Origin of the sequence: Candidatus Kurthia intestinigallinarum (genome assembly GCF_003991225.1) — a bacterium.
Taxonomy (GTDB): Bacteria; Bacillota; Bacilli; order Bacillales_A; family Planococcaceae; genus Kurthia; species Kurthia populi.
Genome location: NZ_JTFC01000031.1, coordinates 199,282 through 217,737 on the forward strand (window position 1 = coordinate 199,282; position 18,456 = coordinate 217,737).

An 18,456-nucleotide genomic window follows, 5' to 3' on the forward strand; every position below is an offset into this window, starting at 1 on the left:
CGCCTCTTTATAAATTGTTTATTTCACTAAATCCGGTCGTAATTTTACGGCTTCATTTAAGTAAATATGCTGTATATCTTTTTGTGCTACAGTTGTTTCGACATGTACCATCAAGCGAATGCAAAGCGGCAAAGCGCCTTCTACATTCATCTCATGCATACACATAACAGGTACATAATCCCAGCCGTCATATGTACGTACTGCTTTTGCTGGGAATGCGGCTGTAATATCCGGTGTCGTCGTCGCAATAACAGATGCTACATCTGCTGCATCAACATCATTCGCTGCAATAATCGCATGTAATAGCTTCGTTGTTTCTGCTAATACAAGAGCTGCATCATTTTGAGCTACGGTAATGGCTCCTCGAATTCCTCGAATCATTTCTCCACCTCCTGTAAAAGTGCACGTAAGCGCGCATCGGTTTGACGCGCTTCTTCGACTGAAATTTTCTGTACAAATGGCTCCCCTACTTCGTTTAGTAATACAAATTGTAGCTCGCCATACTCAACTTTTTTATCTTTCATCATATACGTCAGTAGCTCATCGAATGAAAACTCGTGCACGGCTTCAAATGGATACGCACTACGTAGCGCAAACGCAAATACCTCTTTCGTGAACTCATGTGTCAGCTTACTATGATTTTCTCCGAGTAACAGTGCGTACACGATACCAATCATAACCGCTTCACCATGTGCTACTTTTCCAAAACCAGACGCCGCTTCAATTGCGTGACCGTATGTATGACCAAAGTTTAAAAACTTACGCACTGAATGCTCTTCCTCATCCCGCTTGACGATGTCCGCTTTGACGCGAATGCCATTTTCAAGCTGCTGTTCAAGTTCTTGCTGTTTAAAATCATAAACAGTATGTTGCAATAATTGTTCAAGCCATTGTTTATTCGAAATCAATGCATGTTTTACCGTTTCTGCCATCCCAGAGCGCACTTCACGTTTTGGTAATGTCTCTAAGAAACGAATATCATATAACACGGCTTCTGGCTGATAGAAAGCGCCAATCATATTTTTACCAAGTGGATGATTAATTGCTGTTTTACCGCCTACTGCTGAGTCATGTGCTAAAATTGTCGTCGGAATTTGCACGAATGGCACACCGCGCATAAACGTCGCTGCTACATACCCTGTTAAATCTCCTACTGCACCGCCACCAAAAGCGAAAATCATCGTTTTACGTGTCGCTTTTTGCTCAAGTAAAAATGTTTGTACAGCATAGTAATTTTCGAATGTTTTACATGCTTCCCCAGCCGGCATCACATGCACTGTAAAATCATAAGGGAATACGTCTGTAAAGGTTTGCTTATGTGCCGCCCAAACATGTTCGTCCGTTAGCACAATTAGCTTATCCGCCTTGTTGATTTTGTCATCAATCGTCGCGACAGCCTCCGTTAAATTACGGTTGCCAATCACTACTTCATATTGGTGAGAAGGCGTTTCAACAGGTATTTTCATGACTTAAAACTCCTTCGCGTATTGTTTAATATCATCAATTTGTTTTTTCAGTTGTGGAAATTGATCCGCATGGAATTGATCTAGTAATGCTTTCGCGATTTCAAATGCAATGACATGCTCTGCCACAACAGATGCTGCAGGCACTGCACAGGCATCACTGCGCTCAACACTCGCTTTAAATTCCTCTTTTGTTTCGATGTCCACTGATTTTAATGGTTTATATAATGTTGGAATTGGCTTCATAACCCCGCGTACAATGATTGGCATACCTGTAGACATTCCGCCTTCAAGACCACCTAAGCGATTTGTACGACGTGTATAGCCTTGCTCTTCATCCCAAATAATTTCGTCATGCACTTGAGAGCCTGGCACATGTGCCGCATCAAAGCCAATCCCGAATTCAACACCTTTAAAAGCATTAATTGATAGCATTGCTTGTGCTAATTTCCCATCTAATTTACGGTCATAATGGACATATGAACCTACACCTGCTGGCATCCCTTCTACGACAACTTCGACGATGCCGCCGATTGAATCGCCCGCTTTTTTCGTAGCATCAATTAATTCCACCATTTTAGCTGAAGCTTCTGCGTCTGCACAGTAACAAGCATCCTCTTCAATAATGGCACGAATTTCTTCTACAGATTTGCCAGCAGTTGCAGCCTTATCTGCTTCTACACCACCGATTTCTGTTACGTAGCCAACAATATTAATGCCTAACTCTGCTAATAATTGTTTTGCTACTGCACCAACAGCGACACGTACCGTTGTTTCACGTGCTGATGAGCGTTCTAAGACATTTCGTAAATCGCGGTGACCATACTTCATCCCACCAACTAAATCTGCATGTCCGGGGCGTGGACGTGAGATTTGACGTTTAATTTCTGAAGGATCGATATCTTCAGCTAACGGCTCTGCACCCATAATTTTTGTCCAGTGCGACCAGTCATCATTTGTTACAACAAGTGCGACCGGTGAACCTAATGTTTTACCGTGACGTACACCTGATGTAATTTCCACTGTATCGGTTTCAATTTGCATACGACGACCACGACCATGACCACCTTGACGACGTTTTAACCCTTTATTAATATCTTCTGCTTTTAATGGTAATAATGAAGGAAGCCCCTCAATAATTGTTGTTAATTGCGGTCCATGTGACTCGCCTGCTGTTAAATATCTCATATTAAACACTTTCTCCCTTCAACGCATTAAATTATATGTTTTTCACTATAACATATTTTTTCGTAAATTACAGTACTAATTCCTATTATACACATAAATTGACTGAACTTTTTAATAATTTTAACGTGTTATTTTTTGTAGCATAGTTTGTAAGAGCTTACATATTCGTGAAATTAAAAAAACGAGAAATTGTATATTGCACAAATTCTCGTTTAGATGTTGTTTTATTATTTTTTTCGGTAGAAGAATGTATCCTCAATTTCAAAATCATAACGTGCTGGATTAAAGATTTGCTCCGTACTGCCAACAAATAGCACACCACCTGGGCGTAATGCTTTACTGAAGTTTGTATAGATTTGATCCTTTGCTTCCTCAGTAAAATAAATCATGACGTTACGACAAACGATTAAATCAAAATTACTATCATAATTATCTTTTAATAAATTATGATTTTTAAACGTCGTCGTTTGCTTAATATCATTCGATACTTTATAAAACGAGCCATCCTGTGTGAAATATTTAGATTTCATATTGGCTGGTACTTCTGCTAATGAGCGTTCTGGGTAAATACCCGCTTTCGCTTTCGCAATCGCATTATTATCTAAATCCGTCGCCTGAATCGCAACTTGTGATAACGGTACATGATTAGATAATACCATTGCTAATGAATAAGGCTCTTCTCCAGTCGAGCATGCCGCACTCCAAACTTTCAAGCGCTTATTATCTTTTAACAGTCTCGGAAAGATTTTTTGCTGCAATACTTCCCAACGCTTGCCGTTACGATAAAATTCTGAAACATTAATTGTCATACGGTCTAAAAATTCATCAAGTAACGCACGGTCGGCTTCAATGCCATGATAAAAATCCATAAAGCTTTTAAAGCCCTTTTTTTCATAAAGCGACGTTAGACGACGTTTCATTTGCGCTTCTTTATATAAAGCTAAATCGATGCCTGTTTTTCGTTTGATGCTTGCCACAAACTGTTCATAATCTGTCATATGCATTCGTTTCCTCTCCTAAAGTCCTATGTCTATTATACTGTATCATGCCCTATAAAAAAAGCACACTATCCGAAAAGATAGTGTGCTTTCAAGCGAAGCGTTATGCTTCTACTTATTCAAAAGTCGAATTAGTGTAATTCGTTTTCGTTGAAGAATAAGCCGATTTCACGTTCAGCTGATGCTAAAGAGTCAGAACCGTGGATTACGTTGTGTGATACTGTAGTTGAGTAGTCACCGCGGATTGTTCCAGGAGCTGATTCAGCTGGGTTAGTAGCGCCCATCATAAGACGTGCTACAGAGATAACGTTTTCGCCTTCCCATACCATAGCAAATACTGGACCAGAAGTGATGAAATCAGTTAATTCACCGAAGAATGGTTTTTCAGCGTGCTCTGCGTAGTGTTTTTCAGCAAGCTCTTGAGAGATTTGCATAAGTTTAGCACCTTTAAGTACGAAACCTTTACGTTCGAAACGATCTACGATATCACCGATTAATTGACGTTTAACGCCGTCTGGTTTAACCATTAAAAATGTTGTTTGGATAGCCATGTTTAATTACACTCCTTCAAGTTATATACAGGTTTTAGACCCAAAATAAATAGTATCATTGAATAAAGCAAGATTCAACAAATTATATGCAGAATCGCTTAAAATTTACGTTTTCCCATGTATAAAGCGATATCTCGTAATGATTTCTTCACTTTATTGTCAGGTAATGCGTCAATTTCACGCAACGCTTTTTCTAAATATAAATCGCTTACGTGCTGTGCGCGCTTCATCGCATCAGACTTACGCATCAGTCTCAGCATATCTTGGCGCTGTGATTCAGTCATTGAACCATCAAGTGCCTTTTCCATTAACGGACGAATTGCTGCATCACTACGTGCATAGAGTGCCGGCAACGTAACATTCCCTTGCATCAAATCACTGCCTGCTGGTTTACCGAGCTTTTTATCTGTCGATGTGAAGTCTAAAATATCATCGATGATTTGAAAGCTCATGCCAACATAATAGCCAAAACGCTCTAAATGCCAGGCAGTACGTGCATCCGTCCCCCCAGCAATCGCACCTAAACGACAGCTTGAGGCAATTAAGATGGCCGTTTTCCGCTTAATACGACGGAAATAATCACGTAAGTTTTGGTCGAGTGTACGTTTATCTTCGACTTGTAAAATTTCGCCGATACAAATCTCTACCATCGTTTTTGACAGTACTTGATGCGCTTCTGCTTCATCAATATACGTCATATGTTCTAATGCTCTCGCAAAAATAAAGTCGCCGTTATACATCGCAATGCGATTGTTAAACTGTGCTTTAACTGTTGGACGACCTCTTCGCATTTCTGAATTATCAATGACATCATCATGCACTAACGACCCCATATGGATAAGCTCTAGCGGCACCGCTACATGCTTAACCTTTTGGATATCGTATTGTCCGAACTTAGCTGCTAGCAAAACAAAAACTGGGCGAAGACGTTTCCCCCCAGCTTGTAATAGATGTAGAGAAGCTTCATTCAGAAAGTGTGAAGACGAGCCCACCGCTTTTTCTAATTCTTTTTCGATGACATCGATATCTGACTTTAAGTCAGCATAAAGCATTTTTAGCTTCATCTTTTCCACTTGAATACCTTCTCTCGCCTATTGCTGTTTTTTATAGCCAATGTGCACCGCTGCTGCGCCACCGCTATATGGTTTGTATGTGACGTTCTCCATACCTGCTTTTTCGAACATTTTTTTCAGTTGTTTGACACCTGGGAATACGTTCGCAGATTCTTGTAACCAAGAATATTCTTTGAAGCTTTTCGCAAATAATTTCCCAAATACAGGCATAACATAATGGAAGTAAAAGCGGAATAGTTGACGGTAGCCTGGAATTTCTGATTGGGATGTTTCAAGGCAAACTACTTTACCACCCGGTTTTACAACACGATTCATTTCGCGTAATGCTTGTAAATAATCTGGAACATTACGAAGGCCAAAACCAACTGTTACATAATCAAATGTATTATCTTCAAAAGGTAACTCCATTGCATTCCCTTGAAGTAAGGTAATGTTGTCGATATCCTTTGTTTTTTCAATGCCAACGTTTAACATATTTTGGCTAAAGTCTAGACCATATGCTTCTCCTGTGGGTCCAACAGCTTCAGACATTGCTATCGTCCAGTCTGCCGTACCACAGCATACATCAAGCGATTTAGAGCCAGGTTTTACTGCCATACGCTCCATCGTATCTTTACGCCATAATTTATGCAATTGGAAACTGATGACCGAGTTCATCGTATCGTAACTGCCTGAAATATTTTCAAAAACTTCATGTACACGTTGTTCTTTCGTTTGTGCCATTGTGTCAACCTTCTCTCAAGTTAATTCGTTTTTAGCTCATGAATGCGACTTACAATCCATTCTTTCACATCATCATGCACTAGTGGAGAAGTGGAAACAACATTTTCATACGTTGTAGCGAGCATCTCTTGTGCTTGTCGTAATAACGCTTCTACGTCATCATGGTGTGTCGCTAACGCTTTATAAAAGAGCGTAGTTTCGCCTTTTGACAACGCAGCTAATTCCTCTGCAAGTCTATTAAGTAATAAGCCATTTTCAGCAAATGGAATGTATTGTTCAAGATGATAGTGTTTGAAGAAATGACGAATTGAATCGCTTTCAATTGTCGTCAGCATCTGTAACCACACATCCATCGTTTGCTGTGCGTTTTCATAGAGCTTCGTTTTCTCCTCACTTATTGTAGCAACAGCTTCGGTAATTGTGCGAATCAAAAGCACATCCCCTACTTCAGCAAGCGTCGCATAATAAGCACCACTATACAAATCCCCTGCTAATACAGCCAGTTGTTGTGCCTTTGATGTTGCGTCAAATTCTTCAATTAATTCATGCGTATTAAGTGCCGCTAAATTAATAGCGACCCCTATTGCCGCAAGGTCTTGCTTATCTGACCAACGCTCGCCATTGAGTGCTGGTAATAATAAATAAAATAATTCATCATCTGAAACAACGGGTTGACCTGTATATTCAAGGAGCGTTCTATGATGCAATTTCATGAAAATGTTTTGTTTAAATTGTGCTACTCGTTGCTCGATAGTTGTTGCAATCATAAAATTTCTCCATTCAGTTCATTTCGTTGAAACCTATTTTTTGGGACCGCTATGTGCTACGCCATGTGCTGTTTGAATTTCCGCTTTACCACGAATTTTCATCGCAGACGTATTATCTGTAAATTGTGCAATCATTACTTCACCATTATCTAGCTTTTCAGCATGATGAAATTTTGTATCATCACCGCGTGTTAGACCGATAACATGAACGCCATCTTCCTCAGCGCGAATAACAACATAATCGTTTTGTGCCATGCCTTCCGTCTCCTTCTAAAATAAAAATTTGCTCTTTTTATCATACCATAAAAAGAGACCTGTTTTAAGACATTTGAATGAATGAAAGAATTTCAGAACGTTTCACTTCATCTGTTTCAAAAATCCCTTTCGCAACCGTTGTAATCGTTTTTGCACCTGGTTTTTTAATACCGCGCATCGTCATACACATATGCTCTGCTTCGATTAAAACATAAACACCTTTTGGATTTAATTTTTCCTCTAGCACCGTTGCTACTTCTGCTGTAATACGTTCTTGTAATTGAGGGCGGCGTGCAACTGTATCGACCGTACGCGCTAATTTACTTAAACCTGCTACAACACCATTTTGTGGAATATAAGCTACATGCGCTTTGCCGTAAAATGGCACAAGATGATGTTCGCACATTGAGAAGAATGGAATATCTTTCACTAAGACAACTTCATCATGCCCTTCATGAAATACCGTTTCAAAGTACTCACGTGCATCTGTATGAAGCCCTGCAAACATCTCTGCGTACATTTTTGCAACACGCTTCGGTGTATCTTCTAAGCCCTCACGAGTCGGATCTTCACCAACAGCTTCTAAAATCATCGTTACAGCTTGCTTAATTTTATCTAAATCAACTTTGTTATCTGTATGTTCTGTCGTGTTTGTCAATGTTTCGTTCCTCCATTAAAAGCAATACATTTCTCAAACTAGATGTTAGCATAATGATAGGCCACAAGCAAAGTTTCATTACATGAAAACAACAGAAAATTGCAACTTCAGGATAATTCATTTATGTAATTAAAAAAGCGTTTCGCTAATTCACGAAACGCCACATTTCTATAAAACAAAAAAAGAACAGCTTTTGCTGTTCTTTTTTATGTAATACGCAAAATTAGCCTTTGACAGCATCTTTAAGCGCTTTACCTGGTTTGAAAGCAGGTACTTTGCTTGCAGCGATTTCGATTTCTTCGCCTGATTGTGGGTTACGACCTTTACGAGCCGCACGTTCACGTACTTCGAAGTTACCAAAACCGATTAGTTGTACTTTATCACCTTTTGCAAGTGCATCTTGGATTGTTTCAAATACAGCTTCAACTGCTTTGCTCGCATCTTTTTTAGAAAGTTCTGCAGCTTCTGCAACAGCATTTACTAGTTCTGTTTTGTTCATACTAGTCACCTCCTCTCAACGGTTGTCAAAATCATGTAAAAAGATTATCACACTCTAATATTGCTATGCAACCATATTTATACTCCTTTTACCGACTTTCATCAACTTTAATCCTCATTCATCTAAAATAGACCTTTTAACCTATCGATAAACTTGCGATAGCGCTGTTTCTACGCGTTTTCGACTGTTTTATTCATATTTTTATTATGTTCGATAAAACATCTTTTTTGCAACTAAAAAAGGTTGATTTGGAAAAATATTTTTTATACCAAAATACTTTTACGAATGAAAAAATCCATTATTGGAAAAAATAACCTTTATTTATTTATATACGAAATCGAACATACGTTCATATATTACGAACAAATTGTATAAAATAGTATAAATTATCCGCTTTTAAATGTTTTTTTAGTGGATAAAAGTTTGTATTATCCGTTTTTCATATTTTAACAATTTTATAGCAAAAAAATAAAATGGTAGTTTTAGAGACGTCGAAAATCGTTGAACTACTGATATATCAACGTTTCTTCTCTTTTTCGCTTCAGATAATAGCGCTATTTTTTTAGGTCATTTGCATTAGTTATTTTATTTTCGCATACAAAAAAGCTAGCAAAAATATTTTTTTGCTAGCTTTTTTTATCGCATTAATTATTATAAATTTCATCCATTTCACGTTTCTTCATGCGCAGCATTAGATCATCGACCGCATCAAGTGGTGTCTTATCTTCAAATAACACACTATATAATGCAGCTGAAATCGGTAGTGCGACATCGTATTTTTCAGCTAATTGATGTGCTGCTTTCGCTGTGCGTACGCCTTCTACGACCATACCCATTTCATCTAAAACTTGCTCAAGCTTTTTCCCTTCGCCAAGCATAAAGCCAGCGCGGTAATTACGTGAGTGTACCGATGTACACGTAACGATTAAGTCACCCATACCTGTTAAACCCATAAATGTTAAAGGCTTCGCGCCCATTTTGACGCCCAAACGTGAAATTTCAGCAAGGCCACGCGTAATCAGTGCAGCCTTCGCATTATCCCCGTAGCCAATACCATCAACAGCACCTGCCGCTAAGGCAATGACATTTTTAAGAGCGCCACCGACTTCTACGCCAATGACATCTGGATTTGTATACACACGGAAATATTGATTCATAAATAAATCTTGCACACGCTCAGCAGCTACTAAGCTTTCACAAGAAGCTGCGACAGTTGTTGGATGCTGTTTAACAACTTCTTCTGCATGACTCGGCCCAGATAATACAACAAGGTCTTCAATAACAGATGCCGGTAACTCTTCTCGCATAATTTCTGAAATACGTAAAAGAGAGCCTGGCTCAATTCCTTTTGACACATGAACAAATAATACAGGTTTATCTAATGTTTGCATCATTTTTTGACATGTTTCACGAATACCTTTTGTTGGAACGGCCATTACAACAATTGAAGCATGCTCGATTGCTTGTGCCATATTCGCTGTTGCGTGTAGATTCGCTGGTAATGTAACGTCTTTCAAGTATTTTGCATTGGTATGATGTTCATGAATTTCTGTTGCCTGATCCTCTCGGTGTGACCAAATCAATGTATCATGTCCATTATCTGCTAACACTGTTGCAAGTGCAGTTCCCCAAGAACCGGCACCTAATACCGTTACCTTCTCCATCGTTATCGCTCCTTTAGTCTCGTGCACGTGTAATAATACGGATTGGTGTTCCTTCAAAATCAAATGTATCACGAATACGGTTTTCTAAGAAACGCTCATACGTAAAGTGCATTAGTTCTACATCGTTGACGAATACAACGAATGTTGGTGGTTGAATCGCTACTTGTGTACCGTAGTAAATGCGTAGACGACGCCCTTTATCTGTTGGTGCAGGGTTACGTGCAATCGCATCCATAATCACTTCATTTAGGATACTAGATTGTACACGCATTGTGTGGTTATCATGTACGCGGTTAATAACTGGTAATACATCATGTACACGTTTCCCTGTTTTCGCTGATGTGAAAACAATCGGTGCATAATCTAGGTAAACAAATTGTTCACGAATTTCCTCGATTTTTTTGTTCATTGTTTTTTCGTCTTTAACAACGGCATCCCATTTGTTCATAACAATGATAATGGCTTTGCCGGCTTCATGCGCATAACCTGCAATTTTCTTATCTTGTTCTTGAATGCCTTCTTCACCATTTAATACGACTAAAACAACGTCTGAACGTTCAATTGCTCGCATTGCACGAAGCACTGAATATTTCTCAGTTGTTTCATACACTTTCCCTTTTTTACGCATACCGGCTGTATCGATAATAACGTATTCTTGGCCATTGTATTCGTATGGTGAATCGATTGCGTCACGAGTTGTACCCGCAACATCTGATACGATAACACGTTGGTCCCCTAAAATTGCATTTACTAATGATGATTTACCAACGTTTGGACGACCGATTAATGAGAATTTAATAACGCTATCATCATAATCTGTATCATCTTGTTCTGGGAAGTTCTTCGCACATTCGTCTAGTAAATCCCCTAATCCAAGACCGTGAGACCCTGAGATTGGATATGGATCGCCAAAACCTAATGAGTAGAAATCCCAAATTAAATCACGCATATCTGGGTTATCGACTTTATTGACTGCTAATACGACCGGTTTTTTCGTTTTGTATAAGATTTTCGCAACTTGCTCATCTTCCATTGTGACACCTTCACGACCATTCGTCATGAAAATGATAACATCGGCTTCGTCCATGGCAACTTCTGCTTGTTGGCGAATTTCTTCTAGGAATGGTTCATCTCCTAGTTGAATACCACCTGTATCAATAATATTAAAATCATGTGTTAACCATTCTGCTGAGCTATAAATACGGTCACGAGTTACACCCGCTACGTCCTCAACGATGGATACGCGTTCGCCAACGATACGGTTGAAAATAGTTGATTTCCCTACGTTCGGACGGCCGACGATTGCGATGACTGGTTTCGTCATAGTTTACTTCATCCTTCCAGCTTTCATATCTTTCATTTATAAGGCAACAAAAAAGATGATGGTACGGAAACGTCCCATCACCTAATCCGTATACTTTCCATTTGTATTTCATTTTATCAAAGTTATGTCTTAAAGAAAAGAAAAACAGACGAATTCATGTGAAGTCGTCTGCCTTTTTATTATTTATCGTCTGTTTTAAAGTCCTTTAGCTGTTCGCCTAAAAGATCGCCAAATGAGAAGCCACTTTCTTGTTCAGGAAGGTCATACTCTTCCTCTGTTGGCTCATCATTGTCTTCTTTTTCTAGTAATTCGCGAATGCTCAGTGCCAGTCGTTTTTCATCTTCACTTACTTCAAGTACTTTCACTTGAACTTCTTGACCTTCTTGCAGCACTTCATGTGGCGTATTAATATGTTTGTGTGCAATTTGTGAAATGTGTACTAAACCTTCTACACCTGGGAACACTTCGACAAAGGCACCAAACGTTACAAGACGGCGTACAATGCCATCTAGTACTGCTCCTTTTGGCGCTTTCTCTTCAATGCCTTCCCATGGACCTGCTAACGTATCTTTAATGGATAATGAAATACGTTCGTTGACCGGATCAACAGAAAGTACTTTTACTTGTACTTTTTGGCCTTCTTTTAACACATCATAGACATTTGAGACATGCTCATGTGCTACTTGTGAAATATGCACAAGACCATCAACGCCGCCAATATCAACGAAAGCCCCAAATGCCGCGATACGTTGAACCGTACCATCTAACACGTCGCCTTCTTTAATTGTATTGATGACCTCAACTTTTTTCTCTGCTTTTTCGTCTTCTAATACTGCACGATGCGATAAAATTAAACGGTTTTTATCTTGATCCATTTCAACGATTTTGAATTTCAGCGTTTTCCCTTTATAATCGTCAAACGTTTCAACAAAATAATCTTCTACTAATGAAGCTGGTACGAAACCACGTACACCAAGGTCAACAACTAAGCCGCCTTTAACAACGTCTTTTACTTCCGCTTCAAGTACTTCGCCAGCATCGAATTGCTCTTTTAATGTTTTCCACGCTGCGATGGCATCGACTTGACGTTTCGAAAGAACATAATTTCCTGTGCCTTCTGAATCAGCTGATGGCTCTTCTACCTTTTTCACCATCACTTCGAACTCATCACCCGCTTTTACAGCATCTGATGCTTTTTCGACATGTAAACTTGATAACTCACTAATTGGAATGATACCGTCGTATTTTGCATTTTCAATCGATACAATGACGCGATTATCTTCAACAGATTCTACGCGCGCCTTGACGATATCACCTTCGTGTAATTCTTTTACTTCATTCAGATTCATTTCTTCAGACATATGTAATCCTCCTTCACATCGATTACCTTTATTTTAGTTGATAGAACGCTTAAAAACAAAAATTAGCTATTACAAACGTACTATTTTTTATTTTTGCTCGTATTCGTCTAGAATTTGTTGAATTCCAGACATAATAACCGCTGTTACTTCCTCGGCTTTTGCACGACGTTCACGATAAGGTGTCATATCGATTGGCTTACCGAAAACAACTGTAATCGGATGGAAGCGTTTATATGGTCCAATGACGGCACACGGTAACACAACAGCATCGCCACCACGTAGCGCAAAGAAACCCGCGCCGCTAAACCCTTCCCCTAGCTTGCCATCTTTACTACGATGACCTTCCGGGAATAAGCCGACAACATTGCCATCTTTTAAAAGGTTTAGCGCTGTACGTAGTGCTTGTCGATCACTAAAGCCTCGTTTAACAGGAAAAGCATTAATCTTTGGTAATATACCCTTAAGTACAGGTACTTTAAACAATTCTTCTTTCGCCATAAAGTAAAGAGAACGTGGTGCAGCAATTCCTACAACAGGTGGGTCAAAGTTCGAGATGTGATTCGAACAGATTAAGACGCCGCCTTCTTTAGGAAAGTTGTCACGGCCAATTACTTTTACACGATAAAATGGAAACAGTACCGTTTTTACAACGCCACGTGCAAATTGATAGAATTCCATATTAAGCCATCCTTTCACTCGCTAATTTTAAAATGGCATCTGCTGCTTCATCGATTGATAATGTCGTTGTATCTAAGAAAATGGCATCTTCCGCTTGTACAAGTGGTGATGCTTCGCGTTCGCTGTCCATCTTGTCGCGCAGTGCAATTTCTTGCTGTAGTTGTTCAATAGATGATTCAATACCGCGTTTATTATTGTCTTCAAAACGGCGACGTGCACGTTCTTCTACCGTTGCAGACATGAATACTTTTAGTTCAGCTTGTGGTAATACAGCTGTACCGATGTCACGGCCATCCATTACGACACCACCGCGCGCAGCCATATCATGTTGTAAAACGACCATAATAGCACGCATTGCCGCATGTGCCGCTACTTTTGAAACGTTGGCAGAGATATTTGGGAAACGAATTTCTTCTGAAACATCTTCACCATCTAATAGTACGCGTTGACCATTCTCAGCTGGTACAAGCTCGATTGTTGAGTCCTTTAATAAGTCTGCAATCGCTTGTTCTGAGTCTAAATCAGTACTTGTACGTAAGGCTTTTAATGTTAAGGCGCGGTACATCGCACCTGTATCAATGTATGTGTATTGAAGCTTTTCAGCAGCAATTTTTGCTACTGTACTTTTCCCAGCACCAGCTGGTCCATCAATGGCAATTTGAATATTTTTCACGCTAAATTCCTCGCTTTCTTTCTAAAGTAGTATTGTATCATATAATACCCGGAATCGAACATTGAGAGCACATAAAAAAAGAGCGAGCACGGTGGCTCACTCTTTCGATTAATAAGACATTTCTTTGCGGTAATTAATGAGTTGCCGCTCAAAGCAAAAACGCGTAATTATTTTCCGATCCACTTCATCGGTATCAACGAATTGAATGGGGACAATTTTTTGTTCATCCTTTTCGATAATCCGAATAATTCGCCCTGTAACGTGGACATACTGCGTACCATCCTCTTCTTTTGCAAATGGCAACACCAGTGTTAATTCCACTTCATCATCAGGCTTCAACGGTAAGAGGCGATTTAAATAAATTGCAATGCCACCAGCGCTGACGTCCGCTGTCACAAATTGATAAAATTGATTGTCATAGCGCATTGCGACATCTATCGCCGTTTCAACGCGTACATATTCCCGACGCTGAATTTTTTCGATGTCTTCATCTGATGGTGCGGCTAATCGTATCATCGGGATATTTGCTTTTTTACGTCCTAAAATCGTCGTGAAAAAAGCATGTGCCACTTTCTTATCGTCAATAAATGTTACACGAAATGTATCACCGACATTTAAATAGACCGTCCGTTTTGTTACATTGTGAATTGGATAATCAATAAAAATTTCTCCATCTAGCACATCGACTACGCGACAACTATAGCGTTCTGGCGTGTCTTGATTGATTGTTTCTAGCGTTAAATTTGTCCCGATTTTAAAATCCATCGGTGCCCCTCCCCTATGCAACTACTTTTTTATGTGATGTTGGCTCTAGTATACATGATTTAACGCCTATAAACCATACCATAAATAGGCTTTTTAACCTACTTTTTCATCATTATAGGACTTTTCCATCAATATCGATACTAAATGCTCGTGTGCACGTTTTACTTTTCGCAGTGCAAACCACCATAAGAAAATCATAAAGGGAATGACAATATAATCCCAGTTGCCAGGTAATAACAGCACCGCATTATAAAGAACATGTAATAAAATCGGTGTACTAACCGACCAGACGAGCCATGTTTTCTCGCTCTTTAGCTTTGAAAACTTTGCTTTGCCTAAATAAAAGCCCATCACAACGCCAAATAATGCATGACTAGAAACGGGTAATAATGCGCGCATCAACGCAGTATCAACACCGTAGGATAGTAAGTACAGTATATTTTCAACGGTCGCAAAGCCAAGGGATAAGGACACACCATATAAAATCCCATCATAAGGGTCATCAAATTCGACATGGTTATAAATAATTAACATTAATAAAAACCATTTAAAAAACTCTTCAATAATCCCTGTGAACAAAACTTCTTGTATAATAGGATTTGTAAAAATATGTTCTTCTTTTAAAACATATTGTAAAAATAAAATAGGGAATGTTAACGCAGCACCGTAAATAAATGCATGCAGCAAATTACGCGGTTCGGTCGCCATTTGGTTACGCAAGTAAAAAAAGCTAAGTAGCGCAAGCCCCGGTGCAATGGCGACGGATAAGAGGATAAGCATCGCAGTCTCCCTTCTCCGTTTTTTTCTATTATATATTATATGGAGGTATAGCATGAAAAAGAAAATTTTACTTATTCATACAGGTGGTACTATTTCAATGCATGTTAGCGAGGATACGGGGGCAGTTGTTCCTGATACAATCAATCCGCTAACAAAGGAACATGAAAAATTGGAACGTTTAGCGGCGATTACCGAAATCGAAGCTTTTAATTTACCATCGCCACATATGACTCCTGAGCATATGTTAAAGTTGCGCGATATCATCAATGACCAGCTCGCACATGCAGCATTTGATGGCGTCGTAATTACGCATGGTACCGATACATTAGAAGAAACGGCTTACTTTTTAGATTTAACGACAAAATTTGAGGCCCCGATTGTCATGACGGGTGCAATGCGCTCATCAAATGAGCTGGGCGCAGATGGTTTGTACAATCTTGTCGCTGCAATTCGTGTTGCAAGTGATGAGGATGCACGTGGTAAAGGTGTATTAGTCGTCATGAATGATGAGATTCATCAAGCAGTCAATGTTACGAAAACATCGACCTCTTCTGTATCTACATTCCAATCTCCGCAGTACGGACCGATTGGCTTAGTAACGAAAATGACCATTCACTTTCACCATGCCCCGATTACACGTGAATTCGTTGACGTACAAAGCTTAACAAAACGCGTTGCGATGTTAAAAGTATATGCTGGAATGGACGGCGATTTAGTCGATGCGGTCATCGATGCAGGGTATGATGGTCTTGTACTTGAAGGCCTTGGTCAAGGCAATGTGCCACCTGCGCTTGTTCCGAGTATTCAGCGCATGATTCAAAAACGTCTGCCTGTCGTCCTTGTGTCGCGCTGCTTTAACGGTATCGCACAAGGTGTCTACGGCTATGATGGTGGCGGTAAGCAGCTCGAAGACATGGGGGTGCTGTTCACGACAGGTCTTAATGGTCCAAAGGCACGCCTTCGCCTTTTAATTGGCTTAAACCAATACCAGCAACCACTTGAAATGTCACGCTTCTTCCAATAAAAGCATGACTAATCAAAAGAAGAGGCTAGGATAGACGTGTAAAAACAACCTCTGATATGAACATAAAAAAACGGAATCGCGCTGTGGCACGGTTCCGGTTTTTTATTGCGAACGCTAAAAAAGAAAAACGACGTATTTTGTCAAAGTCTCTTCTTTTCTTATGCTTATTTTTCAGCTGGACATGTCGTAGTATTCCAGTCGTTTCTATTAATAATTATTTTGTGCGAGATGCATATTCCTCTGTTGCACGTACCCAGTTTTGCTTTGTAATGGCATGCGCTGTTTCGGCATCCTGCGCTTCAAGGGATGCAATTAACTTCTCATGCTCGACAACAGATTGTGCGGTTAAAATAATCGAGTTATGGAAGAATAAGCGGCGCACATGTGCTTGAAAATTCGACACAGGATTTGCAATATATTCATTTTCTGCTTCTTGAATAATTAATGTGTGCAATTCATCATCTAGTTTTAACGCTAAATAGAAGTTTTGACTTTCAATTGCTAACGCAAATTCCGCATTTTTAGCGCGTAGCTGTTGGATAAATGAAGCTGTTACGCCTTTTTGAGATACTTCCTCAGCAGCTAACGCTTGCAATGCCGCTAATACGGGTAAAATCTTTTCGACATCGGCATTATTAACAGCGGTTACTTGTGTTGCTACACCGGGATGCATTTCAACAAAGCCCTGTGCATTTAATAATTGTAATGCTTCGCGTACGGGCGTACGACTGACGCCTAGCGCAGTCGCAAGCTCTGCATCATTTAATTTTTCTAATGGTTGCAACGTCCCATCAATAATCCATTCTTGTAGTTGTAAAAAGGCACGTTCCTTTGCTGATAAACGTGCGGGTTTCATGAAGTCCTTTGGTATTGGCATCGTGTCACCTCTCCCGAATTCTTATATATTGCATACATTATAAACTACATTTAAATACGTGACAAATTTCGCTAAGACAATTTTTATGTCCTTGTAATATATTGCATACATAAACGCAGTAAAAAAAGCACTACTTAGCAAAGTAGCGCTTAATTCACTAATGTTATTTCGCCGCAATACATGCAGCGATTTGGTCGCCGTGGAAGCGGCCATTTTCGATAAAGATTTCATTTGCATTATTACCTGCTGCAATAACACCCGCAATAAATAACCCTTCCACATTTGTTTCCATTGTTTCAGGATTAAATGTTGGACGTCCTGTTTCAGCATCTACTGTCACACCCATTTCACGAATAAATGAGTGATCTGGGTGATACCCTGTCATCGCAAAAACAAAATCATTCGCAATGGCTTTTTCTTCACCATCCACTGTTAATGTCACTGTTGTATCATCGATTTTTTCCACGCTTGTATTAAATAACATCTGAATACTTTCATCACGTGCAAGTGCCGCAAAATCTGGTAGTACCCACGGTTTAATGCTTGATGAGTATTCACTACCACGATAGGCAACTGTCACACGAGCCCCAGCTTTATGCAGTGCAAGTCCCGCATCAATTGCTGAGTTCTTGCCACCAATTACAAGTACATCCGTATCAAAATAAGGATGCCCCTCTTTGAAATAGTGCATCACTTTCGGTAAGTTTTCACCGTCAATGCCCATATAATTCGGATGATCGTAGTAGCCTGTCGCAATAACCACATACGGTGTTTCATACGTATCCTTAGATGTTTTCACGATAAATGATTGGCCTTGCTTTGTAACATGCTCGACCTTCTCAAAACGATGGATTTGAATATCTTTTCGTTTTACAACCTCACGATAGTAAACGAGTGCTTGATTACGTTTTGGTTTTTGACCTTCAATAATAAATGGTACATCGCCAATCGCTAATTTTTCACTTGATGAGAAAAATGTTTGGTGCGTTGGGTAATTATAAATCGCATTCACGATATTGCCTTTTTCAATGACGATTGGGTTTAGTCCAATTTTTTGTAAAGCGATTGCTGCCGCAAGACCACAAGGGCCACCGCCAACAATAATCGCATCTTCTTGACGCATAGTTGTCATTCC

The 18,456-nt window shown here is 39.6% G+C and carries 21 protein-coding genes; 1 reads left to right on the forward strand and 20 read right to left on the reverse strand.

Features of this window, described 5'->3' with window-relative positions; all coding sequences use genetic code 11:
- Positions 1-18 precede the first annotated feature (18 nt).
- The 18 genes from aroH to prsW form a co-directional block, all read right to left on the reverse strand.
- Positions 19-381, reverse strand: a complete 363-nt coding sequence (gene aroH / locus QI30_RS09605) for a chorismate mutase (protein ID WP_020189614.1) — start codon at positions 379-381, stop codon at positions 19-21.
- On the reverse strand, positions 378-1,466 hold the full coding sequence (gene aroB, locus QI30_RS09610; protein WP_126990662.1) for a 3-dehydroquinate synthase: 1,089 nt from the start codon (positions 1,464-1,466) through the stop codon (positions 378-380). The genes aroH and aroB overlap by 4 nt, the downstream gene beginning before the upstream one ends.
- Positions 1,467-1,469: 3 nt before the next feature.
- Complete coding sequence (gene aroC / locus QI30_RS09615; RefSeq protein WP_126990663.1) at positions 1,470-2,651, reverse strand: chorismate synthase; 1,182 nt, start codon at positions 2,649-2,651, stop codon at positions 1,470-1,472.
- Positions 2,652-2,878: 227 nt separating this feature from the next.
- A complete protein-coding gene (locus QI30_RS09620; RefSeq protein WP_044527274.1) occupies positions 2,879-3,649 on the reverse strand; it encodes a CheR family methyltransferase in 771 nt (256 codons plus the stop codon).
- Between the two features lie 131 nt (positions 3,650-3,780).
- A complete protein-coding gene (gene ndk / locus QI30_RS09625) occupies positions 3,781-4,200 on the reverse strand; it encodes a nucleoside-diphosphate kinase (protein ID WP_020189610.1) in 420 nt (139 codons plus the stop codon).
- Between the two features lie 98 nt (positions 4,201-4,298).
- Entirely contained in the window at positions 4,299-5,273 is a 975-nt protein-coding gene (hepT, locus tag QI30_RS09630; RefSeq protein ID WP_020189609.1) for a heptaprenyl diphosphate synthase component II, read from the reverse strand.
- A gap of 18 nt (positions 5,274-5,291) precedes the next feature.
- On the reverse strand, positions 5,292-5,996 hold the full coding sequence (locus tag QI30_RS09635; RefSeq protein ID WP_020189608.1) for a demethylmenaquinone methyltransferase: 705 nt from the start codon (positions 5,994-5,996) through the stop codon (positions 5,292-5,294).
- 20 nt (positions 5,997-6,016) lie between these two features.
- Positions 6,017-6,763, reverse strand: coding sequence for a heptaprenyl diphosphate synthase component 1 (locus tag QI30_RS09640; RefSeq protein ID WP_126990664.1), 747 nt, complete (start codon positions 6,761-6,763; stop codon positions 6,017-6,019).
- 33 nt (positions 6,764-6,796) lie between these two features.
- On the reverse strand, positions 6,797-7,018 hold the full coding sequence (gene mtrB, locus QI30_RS09645; RefSeq protein WP_126990665.1) for a trp RNA-binding attenuation protein MtrB: 222 nt from the start codon (positions 7,016-7,018) through the stop codon (positions 6,797-6,799).
- Positions 7,019-7,082: 64 nt separating this feature from the next.
- Positions 7,083-7,676, reverse strand: a complete 594-nt coding sequence (gene folE / locus QI30_RS09650; protein ID WP_020189605.1) for a GTP cyclohydrolase I FolE — start codon at positions 7,674-7,676, stop codon at positions 7,083-7,085.
- 223 nt (positions 7,677-7,899) lie between these two features.
- On the reverse strand, positions 7,900-8,175 hold the full coding sequence (locus QI30_RS09655; protein WP_020189604.1) for an HU family DNA-binding protein: 276 nt from the start codon (positions 8,173-8,175) through the stop codon (positions 7,900-7,902).
- A gap of 644 nt (positions 8,176-8,819) precedes the next feature.
- Positions 8,820-9,839, reverse strand: coding sequence for an NAD(P)H-dependent glycerol-3-phosphate dehydrogenase (locus QI30_RS09660; protein ID WP_126990666.1), 1,020 nt, complete (start codon positions 9,837-9,839; stop codon positions 8,820-8,822).
- 13 nt (positions 9,840-9,852) lie between these two features.
- The gene (gene der / locus QI30_RS09665) at positions 9,853-11,163 is read right to left on the reverse strand and encodes a ribosome biogenesis GTPase Der (protein ID WP_020189602.1); all 1,311 of its coding nucleotides are present in this window, start codon (positions 11,161-11,163) and stop codon (positions 9,853-9,855) included.
- Positions 11,164-11,342: 179 nt separating this feature from the next.
- The gene (gene rpsA / locus QI30_RS09670; protein ID WP_020189601.1) at positions 11,343-12,524 is read right to left on the reverse strand and encodes a 30S ribosomal protein S1; all 1,182 of its coding nucleotides are present in this window, start codon (positions 12,522-12,524) and stop codon (positions 11,343-11,345) included.
- A gap of 87 nt (positions 12,525-12,611) precedes the next feature.
- Positions 12,612-13,202, reverse strand: a complete 591-nt coding sequence (locus tag QI30_RS09675) for a lysophospholipid acyltransferase family protein (RefSeq protein WP_020189600.1) — start codon at positions 13,200-13,202, stop codon at positions 12,612-12,614.
- Between the two features lies 1 nt (position 13,203).
- Positions 13,204-13,875 carry a (d)CMP kinase gene (gene cmk / locus QI30_RS09680; protein WP_126990667.1) on the reverse strand — a complete coding sequence of 224 codons (672 nt, stop codon included), beginning with the start codon at positions 13,873-13,875 and terminating at the stop codon, positions 13,204-13,206.
- Positions 13,876-13,983: 108 nt separating this feature from the next.
- Entirely contained in the window at positions 13,984-14,640 is a 657-nt protein-coding gene (locus QI30_RS09685) for a flagellar brake protein (protein ID WP_126990668.1), read from the reverse strand.
- A 93-nt stretch (positions 14,641-14,733) separates the two neighbouring features.
- Positions 14,734-15,420, reverse strand: a complete 687-nt coding sequence (gene prsW / locus QI30_RS09690) for a glutamic-type intramembrane protease PrsW (RefSeq protein WP_126990669.1) — start codon at positions 15,418-15,420, stop codon at positions 14,734-14,736.
- Between the two features lie 52 nt (positions 15,421-15,472).
- Between prsW and QI30_RS09695 the strand changes: the two genes are divergently transcribed.
- Positions 15,473-16,444, forward strand: a complete 972-nt coding sequence (locus QI30_RS09695; RefSeq protein WP_126990670.1) for an asparaginase — start codon at positions 15,473-15,475, stop codon at positions 16,442-16,444.
- A 214-nt stretch (positions 16,445-16,658) separates the two neighbouring features.
- Here the strand turns inward: QI30_RS09695 and QI30_RS09700 are convergent, their stop codons facing one another.
- Together QI30_RS09700 and QI30_RS09705 are read right to left on the reverse strand one after the other, a co-directional pair.
- Complete coding sequence (locus tag QI30_RS09700) at positions 16,659-17,321, reverse strand: GntR family transcriptional regulator (protein ID WP_020189595.1); 663 nt, start codon at positions 17,319-17,321, stop codon at positions 16,659-16,661.
- A gap of 163 nt (positions 17,322-17,484) precedes the next feature.
- Positions 17,485-18,444, reverse strand: a complete 960-nt coding sequence (locus QI30_RS09705; protein WP_126990671.1) for a YpdA family putative bacillithiol disulfide reductase — start codon at positions 18,442-18,444, stop codon at positions 17,485-17,487.
- Positions 18,445-18,456: the final 12 nt, after the last annotated feature.